The following is a 24,519-nucleotide window of genomic DNA, read 5'->3' as shown; positions in this document are numbered from 1 at the left end:
CAACTGGGACTAATTAAGGCACTCCGTGGTGATTTGGCCGGCCGGCTTGCAGCCACGTTAAAAAATTCGCTAAAGGGCCGCGTGCGGACCGGTAGCGATTTTTTCGCCGCCGGTTTTTTATTTTTGATCGAGTTGACCGCAAATGCCCATCAAGATCCCCGATACGCTGCCCGCTTTCGAAACCCTGGTTCAGGAAGGTGTGCGGGTGATGACCGAGACGATGGCGATCCGTCAGGATATAAGACCGTTGCAGATCGGGCTGCTCAACCTGATGCCCAACAAGATCAAGACCGAACTGCAGATGGCCCGTCTCGTCGGCGCTTCGCCGCTGCAGGTGGAGCTGTCACTCATCCGCATCGGCGGCCACAAGGCTAAGAACACATCCGAAGATCACCTGCTTGCCTTCTATCAGACCTGGGAAGAGGTGAAGCAGCGCAAGTTCGACGGCTTCATCATTACCGGGGCGCCGATCGAGCTTCTCCCCTATGAGGACGTTACCTATTGGGCAGAGATGCAGGAGATCTTCAATTGGACGGAGACCAACGTCCATTCGACGATGAACGTCTGCTGGGGCGCGATGGCGGCGATCTATCACTTCCACGGCGTTCCGAAATATGAGCTGAAGGAAAAGGCCTTCGGCGTCTACCGGCACCGGAACCTGAAGCCTTCCTCCATCTATCTAAACGGCTTTTCCGACAATTTCGAGGTCCCGGTGTCGCGGTGGACCGAGGTGCGCCGCGAAGATATCGAGAAATCCGCAAGCCTGGAAATCCTGATGGAGTCCAGCGAGATGGGCGTATGCCTCGTGCACGAGAAGAGGGGCCGGCGGCTCTACATGTTCAACCACGTCGAATATGATTCCACCTCGCTTTCGGATGAGTATTTCCGCGATGTGGATGCCGGCGTGCCGATCAAGATGCCGCACAATTACTTCCCGCATAATGATCCAACGCTTGCCCCGCAGAACCGCTGGCGCAGCCACGCGCATCTCTTGTTCGGCAACTGGATCAACGAGATTTATCAGACGACGCCCTATGACGTCGAAGAGATCGGCATGGATCTCTGAACGGCATTTCTTTCTGACCTGCCCGGTTGCGGTTTGGAAGAAATGCGGGCAGGTTCCCGTCCGAAACCCTATAGCGCCGCGTGTCTTTATCGGACGCGCAAAGGAATGGACGGTCGATAATGTCGGATAAGTTGGAGCGGGAAGTTTTCGGTCAGACGAAGGCGGGCGAGACCGTCTATCGCGTCGTCATCAAGGGTGGCGGGCTGACGGCCAGGATCATCACCTGGGGCGCCGTCATACAGGATCTGCGCCTTGCAGGCCATGAGGCGCCGCTGCAGCTCGGCTTCGAGGATTTCAACAGCTATCCCCTCTATTCGGCCTATTTCGGCGCGACGCCTGGCCGCTGCGCCAACCGCGTCGGCGGCGGCAGGTTCACGCTCGATGGCAAGGACTATCAGCTCGAGCCGAACGAAAACGGCGTCACACATCTACATGGCGGCAGCGACAACATCGCCAAGCGCAACTGGACGATCGTCGAGCATGAGGTCGACCGCCTGGTGATGAAGATCGTCGATCCCGACGGCCGCGCCGGCTATCCGGGCAATTGCACCATCCAGGCGACGTTCCGGGTGCACGGCAATGGTGAACTGTCGATCACCTACGAATCAACAAGCGATCAGCCGACGCTCGCCAATGTCTGCCAGCACGCCTATTTCAATCTCGACGGCCGCGAAGATGCGCTGGGCCACGACATCATGATCGCCGCCGATCACTATTTGCCGACCGACGAGAAGCAGGTGCCGACCGGCGAAATCCGCCCCGTTGCCGGCACCGAATTCGATTTCCGCGAAATGGCTCCGATGAAGCGTTTCGTCGGCAGTGAACAGGTATTGTACGACCACAATTTCTGCCTGTCTCGCGAGCGCACCGCCAAACGGACCGTGGCGCTCGCCCGCAGCCTCTATTCCGGCGTGTCGCTCGAAGTACGCAGCACCGAGCCGGGCGTGCAGTTCTATGCCGGCTTCAAGCTCAATACAGGCGCTCCCGGCCTCGGCGGGCGCAAATACGGCCCGTTCGCCGGCTTCTGCCTGGAAACGCAGGTCTGGCCGGATGCCATCAATCACGAGGGCTTCCCGAATGCAGTCCTGCGTCCGGGCGAGGTGCTGCGCCAGGAAACGGATTATATCTTCACCAAGAGCTGAGCGTTCTAAAGCGCGTCGCGATCTTTCAGATTCGCTCCTCGCGTTTTAGGTTTTTGCTTTTACGCATGTCGTTATCGCAAAACCGCCGCACACTTTTGCGCGACATGCTCTGAGACGCACGGCTGTCAAATTTGATCGCTATGAACCCTCTTCGGATTGCCGGAGAGGGTTTTTTCTTCTGCGCCTTGCGATTCATGCTTGCTGATTGGTTCTATATAGGTTCTATTGTGTGTCCATGGATAGAACCAGTCTAGTAGCTGAACTCAATAGGCGCGGCCTGCGCGACGAAGCGCTGGCCGGACCGCTCTACAAGCGGCTGGCGCAGGCGCTGACCAGCCTCATTCAGGAGGGCTTGCTGAAGGCCGGCACGGCGCTGCCGGGCGAGCGCGATCTTGCCGAGGCTCTCAAGCTCGGCCGCGTCACCGTGCGCACTGCCTATCGCGACCTCATGGCGACGGGTGCACTGGAATCGCGCCACGGAAGCGGTACTTTTGTATCGGGCAAGGTGGAGCGCATGGAGCAATCGCTGTGGCGGCTTTCCTCCTTCTCCGCCGACATGCGCTCGCGCGGACGTCTGCCGGCCGCACGCATCTTGTCGCGGGAGGTCAACACGCCGTCGCCGGAGGAATCCTTCCTGCTCGGCCTCGGCGGCGACGAACCGGTGCTGAGGCTCGACCGGCTGCGCCTCGCCGATGGCCTGCCGCTGGCGATCGAGCGCGCCGTCGTGCCGGTCAAGTTTTTGGGGGAGAACGCCGGCGGCGAGGGATCGCTCTACGATGCGCTGGCGGCGAATGGCCATCGGCCGGTGCGTGCGCTGCAGCGGCTGACCGCCGTCACGCTCGATGCGTCCTATGCCGCGATGCTGAACGTCAAGGCAGGCGCGCCGGCGCTTCTGATCGAACGTGTCTCGCGCCTGGAAGACCAGCGCGTCGTCGAATACACCCGCTCGCATTATCGCGGCGATGCCTACGATTTCGTTGCCGAATTGAGAATTGGAGATGACCATGAGTGAGAACCAGTCGCTGATGCTGCAGGAAGCCGGCCAATCACCCGAAGTGGTGGCCACGCTTCTCGACAACGAAAAGCCGGTCTTTGGCGAGATTGCCCGGCTGTTTTCATCCGCTCGCCCGAGCGTGGTGACGACGGCCGCGCGCGGCTCCTCGGACCATGCTGCCACCTTCTTCAAATATCTGTTCGAGATCACCTGCGGCGTCCCGGTCGCCTCGGTCGGCCCATCGATCGCTTCCGTCTATGGTGCGGCCCTGCACCTGAAGGGCGGCGTGCATTTCACCGTCTCGCAGTCGGGCGCGAGCCCGGATATCGTCGCCTTGCAGGAAGCGGCGAAGAAGGGCGGCGCGACGACGATCGCCGTCGTCAATGTCACCGATAGCCCGCTTGCCAAACAGGCCGATATCGTCCTCGGCCTCAACGCCGGCGCGGAAAAGAGTGTGGCGGCAACGAAATCCTTCATCGCCTCCGTCGCCGCGCTTTCCGGCGTGACGGCTGCGATCGGCGGCGCGTCCGACCTGCATGCAGCACTGGAAAAACTGCCGGAGGCGCTTTCGGCGACCGCCGGGATCGACACGGCGGCGGCCGAGGAGGTGCTGTTCCATGCGACCTCGCTCTATACGGCCGGCCGCGGCCCGGCCTTCGCGATCGCGCTCGAAGCGGCGCTGAAGGCCAAGGAAACCTCCGGCCTGCACGCCGAGGCCTTTTCACTGGCGGAACTGATGCATGGCCCGATGCGCCTGGTGCAGCCGGGCTTTCCGATCGTCGCCTTTGCGCCTGACGATGCGGCCTTCGCCAATAACGGTCAGGCGCTGGAGCGGCTGCAGAAGCTCGGCGCCACCACTGTCGGTTTCTCCACGCAGCCGCTCTCCGGCATCAATCTGCGCGTGCCGACGACGGGCAACGGTCTTGTCGATCCGCTTGTATCGCTGCTCGTCTATTACCGGCTGATCGAATCGGTGACGCGCCGCAAGGGCTTCGACCCCGACCGGCCGGCCAACCTGCTCAAGGTGACGGAGACGGTCTGATGGGACGCAAGATCTTCGTCGGCGCCCGCATTTTCGACGGCGAGCGCTTCCATGACGACAAGGCACTCGTCCTTGCCGAAGGCCGCGTCGAAACGATCGTCGCGGGAAACGACCTGCCCGATGGCGAGACGGTAACCCTTGAAGGCGGCGTGCTGTCGGCCGGCTTCATCGATGCGCAGGTCAATGGCGGCGGCGGCCGGATGCTGAACGACGAGCCCTCCCCAGCGTCGATGGATATCATCGCCGACGGGCATCGGCCCTACGGCACGACATCGCTGCTGCCGACCTTGATCACCGATACATCGGAGGCGACCGATGCCGCCATCGAGGCGGCGAAGGAGGCTGTAAAAGAGAACCGCGGCGTCGCCGGCCTGCATCTCGAAGGCCCGCATCTGGCGCCGGCCCGCAAGGGCGCGCATCTGGCCGAACTGATGCGGCCAGTGGAGGACCGTGACGTCAAGGCCTTCATCCGGGCACGTGAGTCGATCGGCACGCTGCTCGTCACCATCGCGGCCGAGCAGGTGACGGTCGCCCAGGTGCGCGAGCTTGCGGAAGCCGGCGTTACCGTCAGCATCGGCCATTCCGATTGTTCGAGCGAGGCGGCGGAGGAACGTTTCGATGCCGGAGCGCGTGGGGTCACGCATCTCTTCAACGCCATGAGCCAGATGGGACACCGTGCTCCCGGCCTCGTCGGCGCAGCCATCGATCATCCCGCAACCTGGTGCGGCATCATTGCCGACGGCCATCACGTCGATCCGAAGGCGCTGCGCACGGCGCTGCGCGCCAAGCGCGGCGAAGGCAAGTTGTTCTTCGTCACCGACGCGATGTCGCTTGTCGGCTCGCAGCAGGACTCGTTCACGCTGAACGGCCGCACCGTCCGGCGCGAAAGGGGCGGCTTCTGCTCGAAGCTGGTGCTTTCCGACGGAACGCTCGCCGGCTCCGATGTCGACATGATCTCGACGATCCGCTACGGCGTCGCCTATCTCGACCTGACGCTCGCCGAGGCGCTGCGCATGGCAACCCTCTATCCCGCCCGTTTCCTGAGACTTGCCGATCGCGGCCATCTTTCACCGGGCGCGCGTGCCGATCTCGTGCACCTCACCGATACGCTCACCGTCTCCGCCACCTGGCTTGCCGGCGAAGCGGCCTGAATTCAAGGAGAAGTAGGGTGACCGACATTACCGATGCCTATTTTACCAACCTTATCAGCCGGCTGGAAGAGCTGAAGCAGACGCTTGCCGGGCCGATGGCGCAGGCTGCGGCGGTCATCCTCGATGCGGCCCGCGGCGACAAACGTGTCTATGTCTTCGGCACCGGCCATTCGCATATGCTGGCGGAAGAGGTGCACTATCGTGCCGGCGGGCTTGCCTTCACCGTGCCCGTACTCGTCGGCTCGGCCATGCTGCATGAGGGTGCGGTCATCAGTTCGGTCTATGAACGCACGCAAGGCCTGGTGCGGCCGATGCTGGAGCGTTACGGCATGCAGCCGGGCGACGTCATCATCATCGCCTCCAATTCGGGGGTGAACGCCGCGCCGATCGAAGCCGCCGACTATGCCCGCGACATCGGCGCAAAGGTGATCGCCATCACCTCGATCGCCTATTCCTCGGCTATCGCCAATGGCCGCCGCCGGCTCGCCGACGTCGCCGACGTGGTGCTCGACAACGGACTGCCGCCGGGTGACGCCGTTGTCGATCTCGAGGGCACAGGGCTTCGGGTCGGGCCGGTCTCGACGGCGGTCGGGGTGACCATCATCAACGCGATCTTTGCCGAAGTCGCCTCGGAGCTTTCGAAATCCGGCAATGCGTCGGTTTATCTCAGCGCCAACATGCCGGGTGCAGCCGAGATCAACCAGAAGCTCGTCAAGAAATACCGGCCGCGCAACCCGCATCTGTGAGATAGCGGATAAAGCCTGCTGATGTCGCAGGCACAATTCGTGAGGAGATCAAGCTGCGAGAATTAAGCTGACCATGCGGGCCGTCCGCGGTGCCAGCGTCAAGCCGATATGCCCGTGTCCAAAAGCAAACACGACGTCCCTTCCTCCTCTTGAAGGCCGGATGACGGGAACGGAATCGGGCATAGAAGGGCGAAAGCCCATCCAGCTCCGGCTTGGTTCACCAAGCGTCGGGAAAATCCTGCGGGCGTTTGCCAATAGCACTTCGAGGCGCCGTGGGTTCGAAGGCGCGGCGAGGCCTCCGAGTTCAACGGTGCCGGCCACGCGCAGGCGGCCACGCATCGGACAAAAGTAAAATCCATGATGCGTCGGGCACACCGGTCGCTCCACCGGCTGTGCTTCCATATCGAACTCGAGGTGATAACCGCGCTCGGTATCCAGAGGGACCCGCTCTCCGAGCTGCAGAGCCAGGCCGCGGGAATGTGCGCCGGCAGCGATGACTGCCGCTCGGGCATGAATGCTGTGGGCTAAAGCCATCATCCTCACTCCATTCCGCTCGCGCGAAATAGTCGTCACGGCGTCTCGGACGAACTCGACGCCCGCTTGTCTGGCGGCGGCTTCCATCACGCTCATGACCTCGCCGGGGTCGGTGAAGTTTATCGCGTTCGGAAAGAAAAGCCCTCCGCCATGAACCTGCGGCAGCCGAGGCTCCAGGCTTCGCACCTCGTCGGGAGTGAGGAGCTGCTGCGCAATCCCGTAGTTTCGGCGAAGCTCGACATCCGAAGCGGCCGCCTTGAAGGCCTCGGGCGTTTGGTAGAGGTAGAGGCATCCCTTCGCACTCAAGAGATCGGATGCGCCGATCTCTGATGCAAGGTCGAGCCATTCCGATGAAGCGTTGGACAGAAGGTCGGCGATACGGCTGGTATTGTCTCTGTATCTGTGAGGGAGGGATTCGTAGGCAAAACGCATCAACCATGGAAACAAGGTGGGCAATGCCGCCTTGCGGATGGATAACGGGCTGTCGGAATTGAGCAGCAGCGAGACCAGGTTTTTGAGGACAGCGGGCGTGCCAACGGGAATGATTGCATAATCGGCGATCGTCCCGGCATTGCCGTACGATGCGCCCGAACCAGGTTTGTTGGGTTCGACCACAACGACATCGCGACCGTCGGCACGCAGCCGCAGAGCGGTTGCCACGCCGATCACGCCGCCGCCGATGACGGCGATATCTGTTGTTAGCTTATTCATCAGATGTGGATTTATCTTTAGAGAAACGAGGCTTGGATGCCGATCAGACCAGGAGCTAGCCTGGCGACGCGTAGCGCGCGACGTAGGCAGCCGTGCGCGCTTCGGTAGGACGGTCAAGCACGTCTCCGGCGGTTCCTTGCTCGATGATAAGACCACCATCGATGAACACGACCCAGTCCGACACCTCCTTCGCAAAGGGTAGCTCGTGGGTGACCAAGATCATTGTCATGCCGTCGGCCGCAAGCTCCCGCATGACGCGGAGCACTTCGCCGGTCGATTCAGGATCGAGCGCCGACGTCGGCTCGTCGAACAGCAACACGGTCGGTTCCAGCGCCAGAGCGCGTGCGATCGCCACACGCTGCTGCTCGCCGCCCGACATTTGTTCCGGATAAGCCATCGCCCGTTTGGCAAGGCCCACTCTGGTCAGAAGTTTCACGGCCCGCTCCACAGCCTGTCCTTCACTAATCCCGGCCGCGTGCATCTGAGCGAGAACGACGTTCTCCAGGGCCGTCAGATGCGGGAACAGATTGAAACGCTGAAACACCATGCCGACACGCTGCCGAAGCTTTGCAAGGTTGCGGCAGGTCACCTTGCCGTCGGCAAAAATCGTTTCATCGCCGACAGTGATCGTTCCCTGATCGGGACGCTCAAGCAAATTGACGCAGCGCATGAGGGTGGTCTTTCCTCCACCGCTCTGGCCAATGATGCTCACGATTTTGCCTGTGGGAACCTCGAGATCGACGCGGTCGAGTACCAGGCGCCCGTCGAAAGACTTGCGCAATCCGCTAATTTTGACGGCGGGGCGACCGACCGGCTGCTTTGGCACAAAGGCAGTTTTGGCAGGAGTGGTCGTCATGGGTCAGACCTTTCCCTCGGCGAGATAGGTCTTGGCCAATTTGAGCCGGCGCCTTCTGGCCAATGACAATGGCACACCAGCTTGGATCTTGCGCTCCAGCAGAAGCAGACATTGCGACACCGGATAACAGATAGCGAAATAGACGGCCGAGATCACCAGATACACTTCAAGCGCCCGGAATGTTTCCGAGGCGATCAACTGCGCCTGCGTCATCAACTCGGCAGCGGAGATCGTCACAAGCAGCGAGGTCGACTTGATCAGATCGACGAACATCGTGTTCGTACCGGGAAGCGCCAGGCGCACCGCCTGCGGCAGGACGACATGGCTGAAAGTCTTGACGCGCCCTAGCCCGAGAGCTTGAGACGCCTCTTGCTGTCCTTGGTGCACGCCGGCGATAGCTGCTCGAAAGATCTCGGACAGGTAGGCAGCGTAGAAGAGCACCAGGCTCAACACTCCAGCCTCGAAAACCTCCAGCCTGATGCCCACGGAAGGCAGGCCGAAATAGGTGAGGAAAATGATCGCCAGGAGCGGTACGTTTTTGAAAAGCTCGGTGTAGAACGCCGCAGGGACGCGGACCAGTCGCAGGCGGTTGAGCCTCATCAACGCAAGGACAAGACCAAGAATCGTCGCGCCGATGAAGCTGACCACGGTATAGCCGAGGGTCTTGAGCAGACCCCCGGCAATGTTTCCGACGTAGTCGTTCCAAGGAACCTGGAAGATATCGGTGAAGGATGACAACGCCGTCATGCTTCGATCTCACTTCGCGACGGAAGGCGGGTTCCAGTCGGCCGGACGGTCGACGCCGCGCCGCTGTGCCGCCATCTCGGGCGATGGGACCAAGAACTGCTGGGGATCGCCGCCCCATTTCGTGATCAAAGCGGCAAGGGATCCGTCCTTGTACATGCCGTCGATCTGATCGGAAACAGCCTTGGCCAGCTTCGGCGACTGCTTTGGAAGGTAGAATCCGGTCATGTAGGCTTGAAAATATTTGTAATCGGGATGCGCGGCGACCTGTTCGTCTGTCGGCGGTTTCAGATATTCGATGCGGACCTTCATGTCGGGGCGCTGCTGCTGTTGATAGGTGATCAGCAGCGGATCGAGAAAGCCGACGTCCAGCCGCCCGGCAGAAATATCCTGGAACACACTGTCGGCGCTCGGGAACGTATGGGGTGATGCGTTAGGTACCTGAGCGATGGATTTCGCCCAGACATAGCCGGTGACGGTGCCGAGATTTTTGCCTTCGAGGCTCGCAACATCGGGAAAGCTCGCCGTGCCGCTTACGGCCATCGCCGGCGGCGAATAATACGGCGGGTCCGTGAACAAGCCGACTTTCTGGCGAGCGTCGGACCAGGCGATTCCGCCAATGGTTATATCAGCCCGCTGCGTCTGGACGGAAGCCAGCATGCCCGGAAAGTCGGTGACGTTGATTTCGATTTTGAGACCGAGCTTATCGGCTATGGCTGTCAAGATGTCGCTGTCGAGGCCGACGAGCTTTCCATCCTTGACCGCCGTATAGGGCATGTAAGGCTGGACAGTAACGACGAGCGTGCCCGCCTTCATCAGCTCCAGATCGTCGGCGTTCGCAGTGAATGGCACAGCCGTCGCAAACAGCCCCAAACTCAAGATCGCCACGGCAATGATCCCATTCGCCTGCGGTTTTTTTGTCAATTCAGCATGTTTCATTTGAAACCCCTCTTTGTGGTTATATATTGCTGATATATTGACAATATGCAGCCATGATACGAAGTCAAGCAGATTCGTTGAGCGCCTTTTTCTAGGCGGAGCAACCTCTAGCTATGCGGAAATGGACAGAGAGGAACACGCTGAATATGTCGGCATTCGAAGTGGATTACGAAGCGGCTGAAGCAACGCTGGCGGAGCGGACCTATATTCGGCTGCGCGACGACATCATCACGACGCTGCTTCCTCCGGGCACGCTTCTGCGGGAAGCCGACCTCATGAAACGCATGGAAGTCGGGCGCACTCCGGTCCGGGAGGCGCTTCAGCGTCTGCAATATGATGGTTTCGTTGTCGTCAGCGCGCGGCGCGGCACATTTGTCAGCAAGATCGATATCAATGATCTGACGGCGGTTTACGAGGCGCGGGCACGGATCGAATCCTGGGCGACCCGGCTAGCTGCGGAAAGGCTGCGCGAGTTCGAGCGGCAAGAAGCGCGGCTACTGATCGATGAGCTCAAGCAAACGACCGGTCCGATGGCACTGGAAGATATCCTTGCCCTGGATCGGCGGGTTCACCGCTTCATTTACAAAGTGGCGAAGAACTCTTTCCTGTTCGATACCCTGGATCACTACCACAATCTGTCGCTGAGAATCCTTTACGTCGCCATGAAACGCTTTCCGACTCTGGTGCCGCGCCTTGAGGACGTCTTGCATGATCAAGTCCTCATGCTTGAGGCGGTATGCAGAGGGGATGCAGATGAGGCTGAAAAGATCGCAATGGCTCATGTCATGAGCTTCGAGAGCGAGGTCCGAAAGGTTATCTGATTTCGGCTCTAGGAATTAGGTCCAGCTTTTGCTGAGCGAAGATACTTCCGGGCAGAATGAGCGGTCATCGACACCTGCCTGAAGTTCACATTTCAGTGAGAGGCCGGCGTGAGCCGGCCTCCTCGATGGATGAAAACCAGGATCAGTCCTTGGCGCGTTCGACGTAGGAATTGTCTTCCGTCGCGATGACGACGCGGGTGCCGGCGTCGATATGCGGCGGAACCGAGGTGCGGATGCCGTTGGAGAGCATGGCCGGCTTGTAGGACGAGGATGCCGTCTGGCCCTTGACGACCGGTTCCGTCTCGACGATCTCGAGCGTGACGTGGCGCGGCAGTTCGAGCGCCAGCGGAATGCCTTCATAGATCGACAGGATGCAGGTCATGCCTTCCTGGAGATAGGCCTTCTGGTCGCCCATCGTTTCCTGGCTGACGACCACCTGGTCGTAGGTTGCCGGATTCATGAAATGGAAGCCTTCACCATCTTCATAGAGGTATTGGAAGTTGACGTCTTCGACGAAGGCGCGCTCGACCTGTTCGGTGGTGCGCCAGCGCTCGGAAACCTTCACGCCGTCGACGATGCGGCGCATGTCGACCTGGGTGACCGGCGTGCCCTTGCCCGGATGAAAGTTCTGGGCGGTGAGAACGACGTAGAGCTTGCCGTCCACGTCGAGAACGTTGCCCTTGCGGACCGAAGAGGCGATGACCTTGACCATAAGACTTCCTTGTAACTCGGCTTTCGGCGTCGTAGAGGACTGTCGAGACGCCCCAAGACGCAAATGTTTTTCTTTGGGGGCGCAACTAACCTAAAATCCGGGAAATAGCCACCCCCATACCGGCTTCTCCGGCGAAGAAAGCTTGGAATGAACTTTTCGGCCAAAGCCTCCCCCTGGTGGACCCCCTCCGTCCATGCCGATCGCCGCCCGTTCCTGATCGGGCGCAACGCGATTCAGGCGGCATTGCGCGGGTTTTTCGCGCGCGAGGATTTCATCGAGGTCGATACGGCGGTGCTGCAGGTCTCGCCCGGCAACGAAGCGCATCTGCATGCCTTCGCGACGGAAGCGATAACGACGGACGGTCAGACGGCGCCGTTTTACCTGCACACCTCGCCGGAATTCGCCTGCAAGAAGCTGCTTGCGGCGGGCGAGGAGCGCATCTCCTGTTTTGCCCATGTCTACCGCAACCGCGAGCGCGGGCCGTTGCACCATCCCGAGTTCACCATGCTCGAATGGTATCGGGCCGGCGAAAGTTACGAGAGCCTGATGATGGATTGCGTGCGGCTCCTGGCGCTGGCCGCCGAATCGGTGAAGACACCGAGGCTCGCCTATCGCGGCGCCGAGAGCGATCCCTTCGCGGGACCGGAGCGGATCAGTGTGGCCGAAGCCTTCGAGCGTCATGCCGGCATAGATCTTCTCGCTTCCGTCGCCGCTGACGGATCGACCGATCGCGCTCATCTGGCGGCCGAGCTCAGGCGCGTCGGCATGCGTGTCGCCGAAGACGACGGCTGGGCCGATCTGTTCAGCCGGGTGCTGGTCGAAAAGATCGAGCCGCATCTCGGTTTTGGTCGTATCACCATCCTCGATGAATATCCCGTCTCTGAGGCCGCACTTGCGCGTCCCTCGGCGCATGACCCACGGGTTGCCGAGCGTTTCGAGCTCTATGCTTGCGGCGTCGAGCTTGCCAACGGCTTCGGCGAACTCACCAATGCTGCCGAGCAGCGCCGGCGCTTCGAGATCGAGATGGCCGAGAAGGCGCGGATCTACGGCGAGACCTATCCGATCGACGAGGATTTCTTGGCTGCGCTGTCATTGATGCCCGAGGCAAGCGGCATTGCGCTCGGTTTCGACCGGCTGGTGATGTTGGCGACGGGAGCGTCGCGTATCGACCAGGTGCTCTGGGCGCCGGTTGCGGAGTATGGAAGATGAATGTCGTCAAACCGGTGAAGAGTGTCGACGACCTCGTGAAGGCGGGGCTTGCCGCGCCTGCCGATCGTGCCGCGCTCGAAGCGGTGGCCGCGCGTTACGCCATTGCCCTGACGCCGGCGATGACCAGGCTGATCGACCGCGCCGATCCTGATGATCCGATCGCGCGGCAGTTCGTGCCTGACGCTGCCGAACTTATCGTCACCCCCGAGGAACGCGCCGATCCGATCGGCGACCATGCCCACAGCCCGGTCGAAGGCATCGTCCATCGTTATCCCGACCGCTTGTTGCTCAAAGCCGTGCATGTCTGCCCGGTCTACTGCCGCTTCTGCTTCCGTCGCGAAATGGTGGGGCCGCAGGGTTTGGGCACGCTCGACGGCGCAGCGATGCAGGCAGCTCTCGATTATATCGGCGGCCACCCGGAAATCTGGGAAGTCATCCTGACCGGCGGCGACCCGCTGGTGCTTTCGCCGCGCCGGCTCCGTGACATCATGGAGGCGCTCGCTAATGTCGCGCATGTGAAGATCGTGCGTTTCCACACGCGCGTTCCCGTCGTCGATCCCGAGAAAATAGATGCGGCGCTCATCGCCGCGCTGAAGGCGAGTGGCAAGACCGTTTATGTGGCGCTGCATGCCAACCATGTCAGGGAATTGACGACGGAAGCGCGTGCGGCATGCGCGCGCCTTATCGATGCCGGAATCGCCATGGTCAGCCAGTCGGTGCTGCTCAAGGGCATCAACGACGATCCCGACGTACTCGCGGAGCTGATGAAGGCTTTTGTCGAAATCCGCGTGAAACCCTATTACCTCCATCATCCCGATCTTGCGCCGGGAACCGGTCATTTCAGGCTGACGATCGAGGAGGGGCAGAGGATCGTGGCGGCGCTGCGTGGACGGATTTCCGGTCTTTGCCAGCCGACCTACATCCTCGATATTCCGGGAGGTCACGGCAAAGCCGTCGTCAGCGGAAGCAGCATCCGGCCGACGGGCGACGGCTGTTATTCAGTTTCGGATTACCGCGGCGGCGAGCATTGCTATCCGCCCACTGACGAGGCTTAGCGGCTTTCCGTATCATTTCTGTACTCGCGGCACCGGAAGCTGTCTCGAGCATTATCGCTGAAATGACCTTAGCAGATTGATATAAAATAGACATTCGCGTCCTCTCCGGAAGGATCGCTAAAATCCTAACCATGAGGACCAATCATCTTTAACCCAATAAATTAGCGGAATGTTCTGTTTTCCGCACTAAAAGAACACTCATGACAAGGCGATGAACGCCGGTTCGGGATCATGAGAATCTTGGAGTGATGGGATGAATAAGACAATCCGCGACCTCGTAGCCAAATTCGGCAAGCTTCCTACGTCGGTCGACCAGATCGCCGACGACGCCGATCTTTATGCGGCAGGTCTGACGTCCTTTGCCTCGGTGCAGCTGATGCTCGGCATTGAAGAGGCGTTCGACATCGAATTTCCCGACAATCTGCTGAACCGCAAATCCTTCGCGAGCATCTCGGCCATCGCCAAGACGGTCGATATCATCCAGGATGGCCGGAAGGTCGCCTGATGAACTTCCCCGTCAAGATCATAGAGGACGGTCTTGTCGCAAGGGTCGCTCGTGTCGCCGAAGTTGCGGCGAGACATGCGGACGCCGTCGACATCGAAGGCCGCTTCCCCCGGGAAGCCGTGGATGCGATGAAGGCCGAGAGGCTGCTCGGCATTCAGGTGCCGCGCCAGCTCGGCGGCGAATCGGCCTCGACCACCGAGATCGCCGAATTGTGCTCGATGCTCGGCCAGGCCTGTGCCGCAAGCGCCATGGTCTTCGCCATGCACCATATCAAGCTGTCCAGCCTCGTCGAACACGGCGCCGAGAGCGAATGGCACCGCAGTTTCATGCGCGGCATCGCCGCCGACCAGCTGCTGATCGCATCGGCCACCACCGAGGGCGGCATCGGCGGCAACCTGCGCAACAGCATTTGTGCGATCGAGATCGACGGCGATACCTGCCGCCTCGAAAAGGATGCGACCGTCATTTCCTACGGCTCGCATGCCGACGCCATCCTCATCACTTCGCGCAGCCATCCGCAGGCAGCCTCTTCCGATCAGGTGCTGACGGCCTTCCTCAAGGACCAGTATACGCTCGAAAAAACGCATGCCTGGAACACGCTCGGCATGCGCGGCACCTGTTCCGACGGTTTCCTCTTCAAAGGCCAAGCGCCCGCACGGCAGATCCTGCCGAAACCTTTCGCCGAGATTGCCGCACAATCCATGCTCGCTTCCTCGCATCTGCTCTGGAGCGGCGTCTGGTACGGCATCGCGGTCGATGCGGTCGCCCGCGCCCAGGCCTTCGTGCGCGCCGCTGCCCGCAAGGCGCCGGACGCCCAGCCGCCGGGCGCCCTGCGCCTCGCCGAGGTCTCGACCCTGCTGCAAATGGTGAAATCCAACGTCGTTGCCGGGTTGAAGGCTTATGAAGATGCCAAACTAAATCCGGACAGGCTGTCGTCGATGGGCTTTGCGGTGGCGATGAACAACGTCAAGATCGCCTCTTCCGAGACGATCCTGGAGATCGTCAACCATTCCATGCTGATCTGCGGCATCATGGGCTACAAAAACGGCACGCCCTTCAGCCTCGGACGCCATCTGCGCGATGCCCATTCCGCTCAGCTCATGATCTCGAACGACCGCATCCTCGGCAACACGTCGAGCATGCTTCTCGTCCACAAGCAGGACACTAGCCTACTGGGGTAAAGCCATGGATATGCAGACCTCGTTTCTGGACCGGCTCTTCGAGTCCGGTCTGCTGATCGATACCGGCGTTGACGGTCTCTATGGCCGCAGCGGCCAGTTCGAAGATGTCATCACCGCTTTCGAACGGCTGATCGATACGTTCGGCGGCTCCGACGGCGCCGAGGCGATGCGTTTCCCGCCCGGCATGAACCGCGCACTCTTCGAAAAGAGCGGTTACATGAAAAGCTTCCCTCAGCTGGCCGGCACGGTGCACAGTTTCTGCGGCAGCGAGCTCGATCATATGAGCCTGCTTGAATGCATGGAGGTCGGCGAGGACTGGACCAAGGACCAGCAAGCGACCGATATCGTGCTGACGCCGGCTGCCTGCTACCCGCTCTATCCGACGGTCGCCAAGCGCGGCAACCTGCCGAAGACGGGTGGTCTCTTCGATCTGCAATCCTACTGCTTCCGCCACGAGCCTTCGAAGGACCCCGCCCGCCAGCAGCTGTTCCGCATGCGCGAATATGTCTGCATGGGAACCGAGCAGCACGTCACCGATTTCCGCCAGCGCTGGATGGACCGCGGCGTCGAAATGATGAAGCAGCTCGGCCTCGACGTGACCATCGACGTTGCCAACGATCCGTTCTTCGGCCGCGCCGGCAAGATGATGGTCAACAATCAGCGAGACCAGAACCTGAAGTTCGAACTGCTGATCCCGATTACCTCAGTGGCCAAGCCGACCGCCTGCATGAGTTTCAATTACCATCAGGACTCCTTCGGTCTGAAGTGGGGCCTGAACCTCGAAGACGGCCGCGTGGCGCACACCGCCTGCGTCGGCTTCGGTCTGGAGCGTATCGCGCTCGCCCTCTTCCACCACCATGGCCTCGACGTGAAGGAATGGCCGGCCAGCGTTAGGAAAACGCTGTGGGGCTGATGACGGCGATGACATCGGTCTTCCCGGGGATCAGCCCGGAAACCTACCGGCAGCACGCGCTGCATGCCGGCGAACGTGCATGGCCGGAAACCAACTGCTATGTCGATCTCTGGATCGAGGTGCTGGCGACATCAGGCGTCGCGCCCGAGGCGATGCTGGGTTTTACCCTGGCGCAGGACTTCGAGGGCGACCAGTTCACCTTCTTCAAGGTGCCGCTCGAAGATCTTGAAGCGCTTTATGGCATCCGCGCGACCGAGCTGGCGATCTACGACCGCGTCGAACGGCATGTCGAAGTGCAGCTCGCGCGGGGTCGCCTCTGCCTGATCGAGATGGATTCCTTCTACATGCCGGATACCCGCGGCACCGCCTACCGGCAGGAGCACGGCAAGACGACGGTTGCGATCAACCGGCTTGATGTTGCGGCAAAGCGGGTCGAGTATTTTCACAATGCCGGCTATTTCCAGCTCGAGGGTGAGGATTTCGATGGGCTGTTCCAGCTGCAGCTGACGGAGAGCGGTCTACCGTTCCTGCCCTACACGGAATTTGCACGGTTTCCGGAAAAGCCCGCCGATGAAGCGCATCTTCGCGCGACCGCGCGGCGGCTTGCCGGTTTTCACTTCGCCAGGCGTCCCCGCGAAAACCCTATCCGCGCCTTCGCGCGCGTCTTCCCCCAGCAGGTGGAAGCGGTGGCGGAGCGGCCGTTTGGCTTCTTCCACAAATACGCCTTCAACACGCTTCGTCAGGTGGGCGCCAATTTCGAGCTGGCCGCTGATTATCTGACCTGGCTGTCCTCAACGGAGTTCGCGACGGCCGCCGCGGATGCCCGGCGCATTTCCGACGCGGCGAAATCCGTGCAGTTCCAGCTTGCCCGCGCTGTCGCCCGCAGGAAGTTCGAACCGCTGCAGGCAGCCCTTGATCCGGCCGCCGATGCATGGGATTCCATGATGGCATCGCTTGCGGAGCGAATCTGAGGCCGGAGATCAGACAATGCGGGGGCGTTTGGCAAGCATCGGAGCCCGGGAAAGTGTGCTTTCCGAAGGCTGGAACCTGGTCCTGACGGAGCCGGGCGCCTGCGCCCTACCGCACGATATTCATCTTTCCGCGCAGTTCATTCCAGCGCCCGTTCCCGGCACCGTTGCGGCCGCGCTTGAAAAAGCAGGGCTCTTCGACCGGGAAAATCCCGAACCGCTGAATATGAAGGACGCCTGGTACGTGTGCCGGCTTTTTGATGCCGAGCCCGGCGAAGCCATCCTGCGTTTCGGCGGGCTGGCCACGATCTGCAATGTCTTCCTCAACGGTCAGGAAATCCTCTTTTCCGAAAGCATGTTCACGGCGCATGAGCTCCCGGTGACGCTTTCGGGCGGCGACGAGCTAGCGCTCTGCTTCCGGGCGCTCGGCCCCCGGCTGTCCGAACCCGGCCCGCGGGCGCGCTGGCGGCCGCAGATGATCACGCCGGCGGGCCTGAAGAATTTCCGCACGACACTGCTCGGCCATATGCCGGGCTGGTGCCCGGATATCCATGCGGTCGGGCCGTGGCGGCCGATTTCATTGGTGCAACGCGATACCGTATCGATCGACAATGTCTCCATCCGCGCGGTCCTGGAGGAGAGCGGCGTCGGCCGGCTGAGCGTTTCTCTGCATAACAATGCCGAAGATCCGTCAATGCTGCTGCGCTGCGGCGGCATGGAACAGCCTTTCGAGAAGATCGGCGAAAATCATTACTCGGCTATCCTCAAGCTCTCCGACATCGAGCCCTGGTGGCCGCATACGCACGGCAATCCGCGTCTCTACGATCTGACGCTGGTTTCCGATGGCGAGGAATATTCGCTCGGGAGCACCGGCTTCCGGCGCATCGACGTCGATCGCGGTGCGGATGGCGAAGACTTCGCGCTCCTTGTCAACGGCGAGCGGGTCTTCTGCCGCGGCGCGGTCTGGACGACCGCCGATATTGCGCGGCTGCCAGGCGGGAGGGCGGATTATGAGCCGTTCCTGCGGCTTGCCTGGCAAGCCGGCATGAACATGATCCGTATCGGCGGCACCATGGCTTACGAGACACCCGATTTCTTTGCGCTCTGCGACGAGCTCGGCCTGCTCGTGTGGCAGGATTTCATGTTCGCCAATTTCGACTATCCGCGCAACGACAAGGCCTTTCTTGGCCATGTGCATGCCGAAATCGAGGAATTCCTGTACGGCGTCCAGGCGTCGCCTTCCCTTGCCGTTCTCTGCGGCGGCAGCGAGATCCATCAGCAGGCGGCGATGCTCGGCCTGCCCATGGAATTCTGGAGTGGACCGGTCACCGACGAAATCATCCCGGCCATCGCCGCGCGCATGCGTCCCGACGTGCCCTATGTGCCGAATTCGCCCTATGGCGGAGCGATGCCCTTTTCGCCCAATTCAGGCATTGCGCATTATTACGGCGTCGGCGCCTATATGAGGCCGATTGCCGATGCCCGCCGCGCCGATGTGCGCTTTGCCTCCGAAAGCCTCGCCTTTGCGCATGTGCCGCAGCAAAGGACGCTGCAGCGCCATCTCGACGTGCCCGCCGTCCATAGCCCGCAGTGGAAGGCGCGGGTGCCCCGCGACCGGAGCGCATCATGGGATTTCGAGGATGTTCGCGACTTTTATCTGGAGCTTCTCTACGATTTCGATCCGGCCCTGGTGCGCCGCGAAGATCAGGAACGCTATCTCGACTTTTCCCGTGCCGTTACCGGCGAGGTCATCGAAGAGACCTTCGCCGAATGGCGGCGCAAGGGCTCCGGCTGCAACGGAGCGCTCGTCTGGACGCTGCAGGACCTGCTGCCCGGCCCCGGCTGGGGCGTCATCGATTCCACCGGCGAGCCGAAACCTGTCTGGTATGCGATGCGACGTGCCTTCCGGCCGGTTCAGGCGGTCTTCACCGATGAGGGAACCAATGGCCTCGACGTGCATGTCGTCAACGAGACGGACACCGACCTCGATCTGGAGCTCGAGGTCGTCTGCCTACGTGATGGAAAACAGCAGGTCGTCAGCGGCAACATGGCTTTCAAGCTGGCGGCAAGAAGCGTGGAACGCCTTGCCTCGACCGCGCTGTTCGGCGCCTTTTTCGATACGACCTATGCCTTCCGTTTCGGCCCACCGGCGCATGATGCAAGCTTGGCGCGCCTGCGATCCCTCGCCGATGGGGCCGTTCTCGCCGAGAGCTTCCATTTCCCCTGCGGACGCGGAAAAGCACTGCACGACGCCAGCATCGAAGCGTCGCTCGGCAGAGACGGCGACAGCTGGGTCATCGATCTCAGGACCGACCGGCTGGCGCAATCGGTGCATATCGACGTCGAAGGCTACAGGGCCGACGACGACTGGTTCCACCTTGCTCCCGGCCCGGTGCGGCGCGTGAAGCTCTCCGCGCTCTCCGGCACTGAGAGCGACGTTCCGCCGACGGGCGAAATCAGAAGCCTAGGCAGTTCGCGTAGCATCGGGCTCACGGGCTGAGGCTCGCAGCGAACAATGCAAACTCACCGAAAGATCGTAATTTGAGAACGGTATACCGCTATCTACGCGCCCATATCCTGCAGCGGCTGATCCCGCGGTCGCGCCTCGCCTTCAATCCACGCAAGCCGGTCGAAATCGTCGGCTATCTCTCGATGCCCGTTGGTATCGGTGAATCGGCAAGGCTCTGTGCCGGGGCGCTTTCGGAGGCGGGGCGAGCGATTTCGCTCTCAGATGTCAGCACGCACCCGGGTGAAAAATCCTTTGCCGGCTGGGCTTCGTCGCACCTTTCGGCCGAACCGCCGGGAAGCCGTATCTGGCATCTCAATCCGCCGATGCTGCCGCGGGCCATTCTGAAGATGGGTGTCGCCAATTTCACTCGCGCCTTCAACATCGGCTATTTCGCCTGGGAGCTTGAAGTGGTGCCGGCGGAGTGGCGCAACGGATTGCGTTACATGAATGCCGTCTTCGTCCCCTCGGAATTCACCAGGCGGACGATTGCGCCGCTGACGGCGGCGCCCGTCATGGTGGTTCCGCATCCCGTAACCGAGAAGCCGGCCGCAGAGGGCATACGGGAGAAGTTGGGCATCGAGAAAGATGCCTTTCTCGTCAGCTTCATCTTCAGCGCCGGCTCCTCGATCAACCGGAAGAACCCGCAAGCCGTCATCGAAGCTTTCAGACTGTTCGGCGCCGAATGCCCGAGCGCCTTTCTGCTGATGAAGGCGAGCGGCGATATCGACAAGGATCAGGGCTTGCGCGATGTGATTGCTTCGGTCGCCGGCAACAGCCGTATCAGGATCATCACCGACAAGCTCTCGGACGCCGAGATCAACGGCCTCATCCGCTCTTCCAATGCCTATCTCTCGCTGCATCGCTCGGAAGGCTTCGGGCTGACGGTGGCCGAGGCGATCATGCAGCATACGCCTGTCGTTTCCACTGCCTGGTCGGGTACGGAAGATTTCTGCGATCCCGACAATACCTGGCTGGTCGACACCCCCCTCATTCCCGTCGTCGATACCCATCCTGAATTTGCCGGGCTCGAAAGCGCGGTCTGGGCAGATCCCTCTCCTGAAATCGCGGCCGCACATCTCGGCGATATCTTCCGTGCGCCCGAGCGTGCACGAGAGAAGGCCGGGAAGGCGCGGGAGTTCCTGCTGCGCTATCTCGCGGAGAACAGCTATGAGAAGGCGCTCCAGAAGCTGGCGGCGATGCAGGCCAGCTAAGGTGAGGTCGCCACTCCGCTTTATTTTAACATTTTGGCATTAGAGATGGCGGGTATGCGGCTTAGAGCACGTCGCGCAAAAATGTGCAGCGGTTTGCGATAAAGACAAGCGTAAAAACAAAGAGCTAAAGCGCGAGAAGCCGATCTGAAAGATCGCGGCGCGTTTTGGGTCGATCCTGGCGGATGGACAGATGTCGAAGGGTATTATCGCAAATTCGGTGATGAATGCGGCGGCAGGCATGCTGCTGCTGCTGACGGGCTTCGTCTCCTCGATCATCACCGCGCGTCTGCTTGGACCGGAAGCCAACGGCATCGTCGCCTTCTCGCTGTGGCTGGTGATGACAGGCGCCTCGATCGCCGAGCTCGGCTCCAGCATCACGCTGCTGAAGACCCTGCCGCAGCTTTCGGCGGAGGGCTATGACGCGGGACGCCGGAGAGGCTTTGCCGCCATCCTCGTCAGCTTCATGATGTTTTCGACGGTGCTGCTGCTGGCGCTCTATGCCCTGTTCTTCCTGACCTCCGAGGAGATGCACTGGGCGAAAACCGCGCCTTCCGTCGCGCTCGTCACTGGAGTGCTGTTCTTCGTCCAAGCGATCGGATCTTTCGTCAAATTCTACCTGATCGGCGAAAAGAGGCTGGGCAGCTTCTTCAAACTGACCGTCGCCGTCTCGATCATCCAGCTCGCCGGTGTCGCCGCCGGCGCCGTGCTTTATGGCGTAGAAGGCGTTCTCGTCGGTTATGCGCTCGGCCAGCTCGTGCTGTTTTTCGCCACACTGCCGATCCTTCTTACCCGGCGCGACTGGTGCGGGGTTTCACTGAAATACCTCGCCTCCTCCTCCATCATCCTATCGATCCAGTTCATCATCGATTCTATCTTCCTCAACCGGCTCGAACTGCTCTTCCTGCAGCAGTTCTGGTCGGTGGAAATGGTCGGCTATTATGCCGTCGGTCTGTCGATCGCCAACATCGCGCTGCAACTGCCGATCCAGATGACCGGCAGCCTGCTGCCCTATTATTCCGAACGGCGGCACAGCAGCGACGATTCGACCTTGCCGGTCGAGGTCTTCGCCGCCGTCACCCGCAGCATGGCCTATATCGTGCTGCCGATGAGCCTCGGGCTGGCCGCGATCTCCAGCGAACTGGTGCTCGTCCTGTTCGGGGAAGCCTTCCGCCGCAGCGGCACGGTGGTCGCGCTGCTCGCGCTCGTCGCTCCCGCCTACACCTTTATGCAGATCCTCAGCCTCTATCTGCTGTCGATGGACAAGGTCCGCTCCCGCCTGAACATCAGTGTGATAGGTGGCCTCCTCATGGTAGCGGGTTGTTTACTGATCGTACCTAGGCTTGCCGCCGAGGGGGCCGCAATCGTGCGCATTCTCGTGTTCGTTGCGATGTCGGTGATGATGATCAGACAGACAGGATTCGGGTCTCAGCTTTCGGGTCTCTACGCAAGCCTGACGAAGGTGACGCTCGCCTCCGTCTTGTGCGCCTGCGCGGCGATTTCAGTGCTGGAATTCGTCCATGGCCCGATCGGCCTTATCTCCGCGATCATCGCCGGCATGCTCGCACATTTCGCCGCACTCCGCGTGCTGCGCGCCGTGCCCCTCGAGGATGTCGAGGTCATGCGCTCCATTGTCGAAAAGATGCCGTCGGCGCTGCGGCGGCCAGTCGGCCGCGTGATCGACTTCATTGCGCCGGGGCGCCCCGGCGATCCCGACCGCGCCAAGGTCGCGCCCGGCGAACTTTCGCTCGAACCGGCCGAAGGTGCCGGACGCAGCGCCGCTCTGCCCGTCGCTTTCGACGGCACGATCGGGCTGTTCATGCCGGAAAATCCTCAAGCCGGGAAGCGCTCGGCTGCGGTGCTCTTCGTCAGCCCCTGGGGCTTCGAGGAAATGTGCAGCCGCAAGTTCTTCCGCGTCGCGGCCGAACATTTCTCCGATATCGGCGTACCCAGCCTGCGCTTCGATTACCGCGGCACCGGCGATGCGCTCGATTTCGGTGCGCTGCCGGCAAGGCTGGAAACCTGGGAAAACTCGATCCGCGCGGCGGCCGCCAAGCTGAAATCGCTTACCGGCTGCGACCGCATCATCCTGATCGGCCAGGGTCTCGGCGCGACCCTTGCTCAGCGCATCGGCTCGTCGATCGAGGGCGTCGACAGCCTCGTCATGTTGGCACCAGTGCTGAGCGGCCGCGCCTATATGCGTGAACTCAACATGTGGTCGAAGATCATCGACGCCGATCTCGGCCTCGGCCATGAGCACGTGCAGGCTGCAAAGGTGCAGATCGCCGGGCTTGTCATGCCGGAAGAGATCGCCGCCGAGCTCGGCAAGCTCAACATCGCCGCACCGCAGGGGCTGGCGGCGTCACGCTACCTGATCCTCGAACGTCCGGTCAGGGCCGAGGATACCGGCTTTGCCGATGCGCTGCAGGCGCTTGGCGCCAATGTCGAGCAGAAAGTGTTCGACGGCTATGACGAGCTCGTCACCAATCCGCTCTTCGCCAAGACACCCATGGATGTCGTCGAGCTTCTGACGGCTTGGCTGAAGACGGCGACGGCGGAGACATCCGCCGCTCATTCGCCGGCAGCGATCGAAACCACGCCGCTTGCCGGCGAAGGTTTCTTGGAAATGCCGGTGCGTTTCGGAAGTCACGATCATCTGGTCGGTGTCGTCAGTCGGCCGCTCGGCGAGATCAAGGGCAATGCCGTGCTCTTCCTGTCGACCGCCTATGACCGGCATGCCGGCTGGGGGCGGACGACGGTAGACATGGCGCGCGAACTCGCCCGCCAGGGCGTCGTGTCGCTGCGCTTCGATTCCGCCAATGTCGGCGACAGCCCGCCGCGGCCGGATGCGCCGGAGCAGGTGCTTTATTCGATGACACAGACCGACGATGCGATCGCCGCGCTCGATCTGCTCGAAAGCGTCGTTGCCGGCCCCATCATGGTCGCCGGCCGCTGCAGCGGCGGCTATGTCGCCTTCCGCGCCGGCGTTGCCGACGAACGGCTGAAGGCGGTCGTCTCGATCAATCCCTTCGTCTATTACTGGGATCCGAAGGTGCCGGTGCGCCGCGAGCATGTCGTCTCCGTTCCCCGTAGCCTCGACGATTACGGCCAGCGCCTGGCGAGGCTCGACACGCTGAAGCGGCTGCTGCGCGGTCAGGTGGACGTGGTGTCGGCGCTGCGGAATATCGTCATCGCCGGCGGCCGGCGACTGTCGCCCTTCGTCGCGCCGCTGCTCGAACTGCTTCCCGACCGGCGCCATATCGCCCGCGAGGTCCGGCAGTCCTTCGCGCTGTTCGGCAGGCGCAAGGTGCCGCTGACGCTGATCTACAGCGAAGGCGACGTCGGTCTCGACCATGTCTATTTCCATTTCGGCCCGCGTGGCGCCAGGCTTTCCCGCTATTCGAACGTGCGGCTGCTGATGCTGCCGGATGCGGACCACAATCTGACGCCGCCGCAATCGCGTAAATTCGTCCTCGACGAGATCATTCGTCTCGCAAGAGCGTAAGCGGGGTC

21 protein-coding genes and 1 riboswitch are annotated in these 24,519 nt (G+C 61.5%); of the genes, 16 read left to right on the top strand and 5 right to left on the bottom strand.

Annotated features, from left to right (window positions below):
• Window positions 1-15 precede the first annotated feature (15 nt).
• Window positions 16-93: riboswitch (SAM riboswitch) on the top strand.
• 49 nt (window positions 94-142) lie between these two features.
• The 6 genes from metA to GGD53_RS06295 all read left to right on the top strand — a co-directional run bounded on the left by metA (window position 143) and on the right by GGD53_RS06295 (window position 6,141).
• Window positions 143-1,066 carry a homoserine O-acetyltransferase MetA gene (gene metA, locus GGD53_RS06320; protein WP_020922563.1) on the top strand — a complete coding sequence of 308 codons (924 nt, stop codon included), beginning with the start codon at window positions 143-145 and terminating at the stop codon, window positions 1,064-1,066.
• A gap of 119 nt (window positions 1,067-1,185) precedes the next feature.
• Complete coding sequence (locus GGD53_RS06315; RefSeq protein ID WP_184454595.1) at window positions 1,186-2,208, top strand: aldose epimerase family protein; 1,023 nt, start codon at window positions 1,186-1,188, stop codon at window positions 2,206-2,208.
• Window positions 2,209-2,443: 235 nt separating this feature from the next.
• On the top strand, window positions 2,444-3,220 hold the full coding sequence (locus GGD53_RS06310) for a GntR family transcriptional regulator (RefSeq protein ID WP_184454846.1): 777 nt from the start codon (window positions 2,444-2,446) through the stop codon (window positions 3,218-3,220).
• Window positions 3,213-4,244, top strand: a complete 1,032-nt coding sequence (locus tag GGD53_RS06305; RefSeq protein ID WP_184454593.1) for an SIS domain-containing protein — start codon at window positions 3,213-3,215, stop codon at window positions 4,242-4,244. The genes GGD53_RS06310 and GGD53_RS06305 overlap by 8 nt, the downstream gene beginning before the upstream one ends.
• Window positions 4,244-5,395, top strand: a complete 1,152-nt coding sequence (gene nagA / locus GGD53_RS06300) for an N-acetylglucosamine-6-phosphate deacetylase (RefSeq protein ID WP_184454591.1) — start codon at window positions 4,244-4,246, stop codon at window positions 5,393-5,395. The genes GGD53_RS06305 and nagA overlap by 1 nt, the downstream gene beginning before the upstream one ends.
• A 17-nt stretch (window positions 5,396-5,412) precedes the next feature.
• Complete coding sequence (locus tag GGD53_RS06295) at window positions 5,413-6,141, top strand: sugar isomerase domain-containing protein (RefSeq protein ID WP_184454589.1); 729 nt, start codon at window positions 5,413-5,415, stop codon at window positions 6,139-6,141.
• A gap of 48 nt (window positions 6,142-6,189) precedes the next feature.
• On the opposite strand, the gene GGD53_RS06290 is transcribed toward GGD53_RS06295, so the two are convergent.
• From GGD53_RS06290 to GGD53_RS06275, 4 genes are read right to left on the bottom strand one after another with little or no spacing between them, the layout of a single operon-like run.
• Window positions 6,190-7,386, bottom strand: a complete 1,197-nt coding sequence (locus tag GGD53_RS06290) for an NAD(P)/FAD-dependent oxidoreductase (RefSeq protein WP_184454587.1) — start codon at window positions 7,384-7,386, stop codon at window positions 6,190-6,192.
• A 55-nt stretch (window positions 7,387-7,441) separates the two neighbouring features.
• Window positions 7,442-8,242: an amino acid ABC transporter ATP-binding protein gene (locus GGD53_RS06285; protein ID WP_184454585.1), complete on the bottom strand. Its 801-nt coding sequence runs from the start codon at window positions 8,240-8,242 to the stop codon at window positions 7,442-7,444.
• Window positions 8,243-8,245: 3 nt separating this feature from the next.
• Entirely contained in the window at window positions 8,246-8,989 is a 744-nt protein-coding gene (locus GGD53_RS06280; RefSeq protein WP_184454583.1) for an amino acid ABC transporter permease, read from the bottom strand.
• Between the two features lie 9 nt (window positions 8,990-8,998).
• Window positions 8,999-9,925 (bottom strand): substrate-binding periplasmic protein, encoded by a 927-nt coding sequence (locus GGD53_RS06275; RefSeq protein WP_184454581.1) that lies wholly within the window; start codon window positions 9,923-9,925, stop codon window positions 8,999-9,001.
• 146 nt (window positions 9,926-10,071) lie between these two features.
• Between GGD53_RS06275 and GGD53_RS06270 the strand changes: the two genes are divergently transcribed.
• On the top strand, window positions 10,072-10,746 hold the full coding sequence (locus GGD53_RS06270) for a GntR family transcriptional regulator (RefSeq protein ID WP_088391103.1): 675 nt from the start codon (window positions 10,072-10,074) through the stop codon (window positions 10,744-10,746).
• A gap of 142 nt (window positions 10,747-10,888) precedes the next feature.
• Here the strand turns inward: GGD53_RS06270 and efp are convergent, their stop codons facing one another.
• Window positions 10,889-11,458 (bottom strand): elongation factor P, encoded by a 570-nt coding sequence (gene efp / locus GGD53_RS06265; RefSeq protein WP_184454579.1) that lies wholly within the window; start codon window positions 11,456-11,458, stop codon window positions 10,889-10,891.
• A 147-nt stretch (window positions 11,459-11,605) separates the two neighbouring features.
• Here efp and epmA point away from each other — a divergent pair, with 147 nt between their 5' ends.
• The 9 genes from epmA (at window position 11,606) to GGD53_RS06220 (ending at window position 24,511) form a co-directional block, all read left to right on the top strand.
• Window positions 11,606-12,667: an EF-P lysine aminoacylase EpmA gene (epmA, locus tag GGD53_RS06260; protein ID WP_184454577.1), complete on the top strand. Its 1,062-nt coding sequence runs from the start codon at window positions 11,606-11,608 to the stop codon at window positions 12,665-12,667.
• Window positions 12,664-13,722, top strand: coding sequence for a lysine-2,3-aminomutase-like protein (locus tag GGD53_RS06255; RefSeq protein WP_184454575.1), 1,059 nt, complete (start codon window positions 12,664-12,666; stop codon window positions 13,720-13,722). The genes epmA and GGD53_RS06255 overlap by 4 nt, the downstream gene beginning before the upstream one ends.
• Before the next feature lie 253 nt (window positions 13,723-13,975).
• Window positions 13,976-14,227, top strand: a complete 252-nt coding sequence (locus GGD53_RS06250; RefSeq protein WP_011427229.1) for an acyl carrier protein — start codon at window positions 13,976-13,978, stop codon at window positions 14,225-14,227.
• The gene (locus GGD53_RS06245; protein ID WP_184454572.1) at window positions 14,227-15,408 is read left to right on the top strand and encodes an acyl-CoA dehydrogenase family protein; all 1,182 of its coding nucleotides are present in this window, start codon (window positions 14,227-14,229) and stop codon (window positions 15,406-15,408) included. The genes GGD53_RS06250 and GGD53_RS06245 overlap by 1 nt, the downstream gene beginning before the upstream one ends.
• A 4-nt stretch (window positions 15,409-15,412) precedes the next feature.
• The gene (locus tag GGD53_RS06240; RefSeq protein ID WP_184454570.1) at window positions 15,413-16,321 is read left to right on the top strand and encodes an amino acid--[acyl-carrier-protein] ligase; all 909 of its coding nucleotides are present in this window, start codon (window positions 15,413-15,415) and stop codon (window positions 16,319-16,321) included.
• A gap of 8 nt (window positions 16,322-16,329) precedes the next feature.
• On the top strand, window positions 16,330-17,292 hold the full coding sequence (locus GGD53_RS06235) for a DUF1839 family protein (protein ID WP_184454845.1): 963 nt from the start codon (window positions 16,330-16,332) through the stop codon (window positions 17,290-17,292).
• A 16-nt stretch (window positions 17,293-17,308) separates the two neighbouring features.
• A complete protein-coding gene (locus tag GGD53_RS06230; protein WP_184454568.1) occupies window positions 17,309-19,789 on the top strand; it encodes a glycoside hydrolase family 2 protein in 2,481 nt (826 codons plus the stop codon).
• 41 nt (window positions 19,790-19,830) lie between these two features.
• A complete protein-coding gene (locus GGD53_RS06225) occupies window positions 19,831-21,009 on the top strand; it encodes a glycosyltransferase family 4 protein (RefSeq protein WP_184454566.1) in 1,179 nt (392 codons plus the stop codon).
• 190 nt (window positions 21,010-21,199) lie between these two features.
• A complete protein-coding gene (locus tag GGD53_RS06220) occupies window positions 21,200-24,511 on the top strand; it encodes an oligosaccharide flippase family protein (protein WP_184454564.1) in 3,312 nt (1,103 codons plus the stop codon).
• Window positions 24,512-24,519: the final 8 nt, after the last annotated feature.

Source organism: Rhizobium aethiopicum (assembly GCF_014197535.1).
GTDB lineage: Bacteria > Pseudomonadota > Alphaproteobacteria > Rhizobiales > Rhizobiaceae > Rhizobium > Rhizobium aethiopicum_A.
This window is presented reverse-complemented; position numbering and strand designations above follow the sequence as displayed.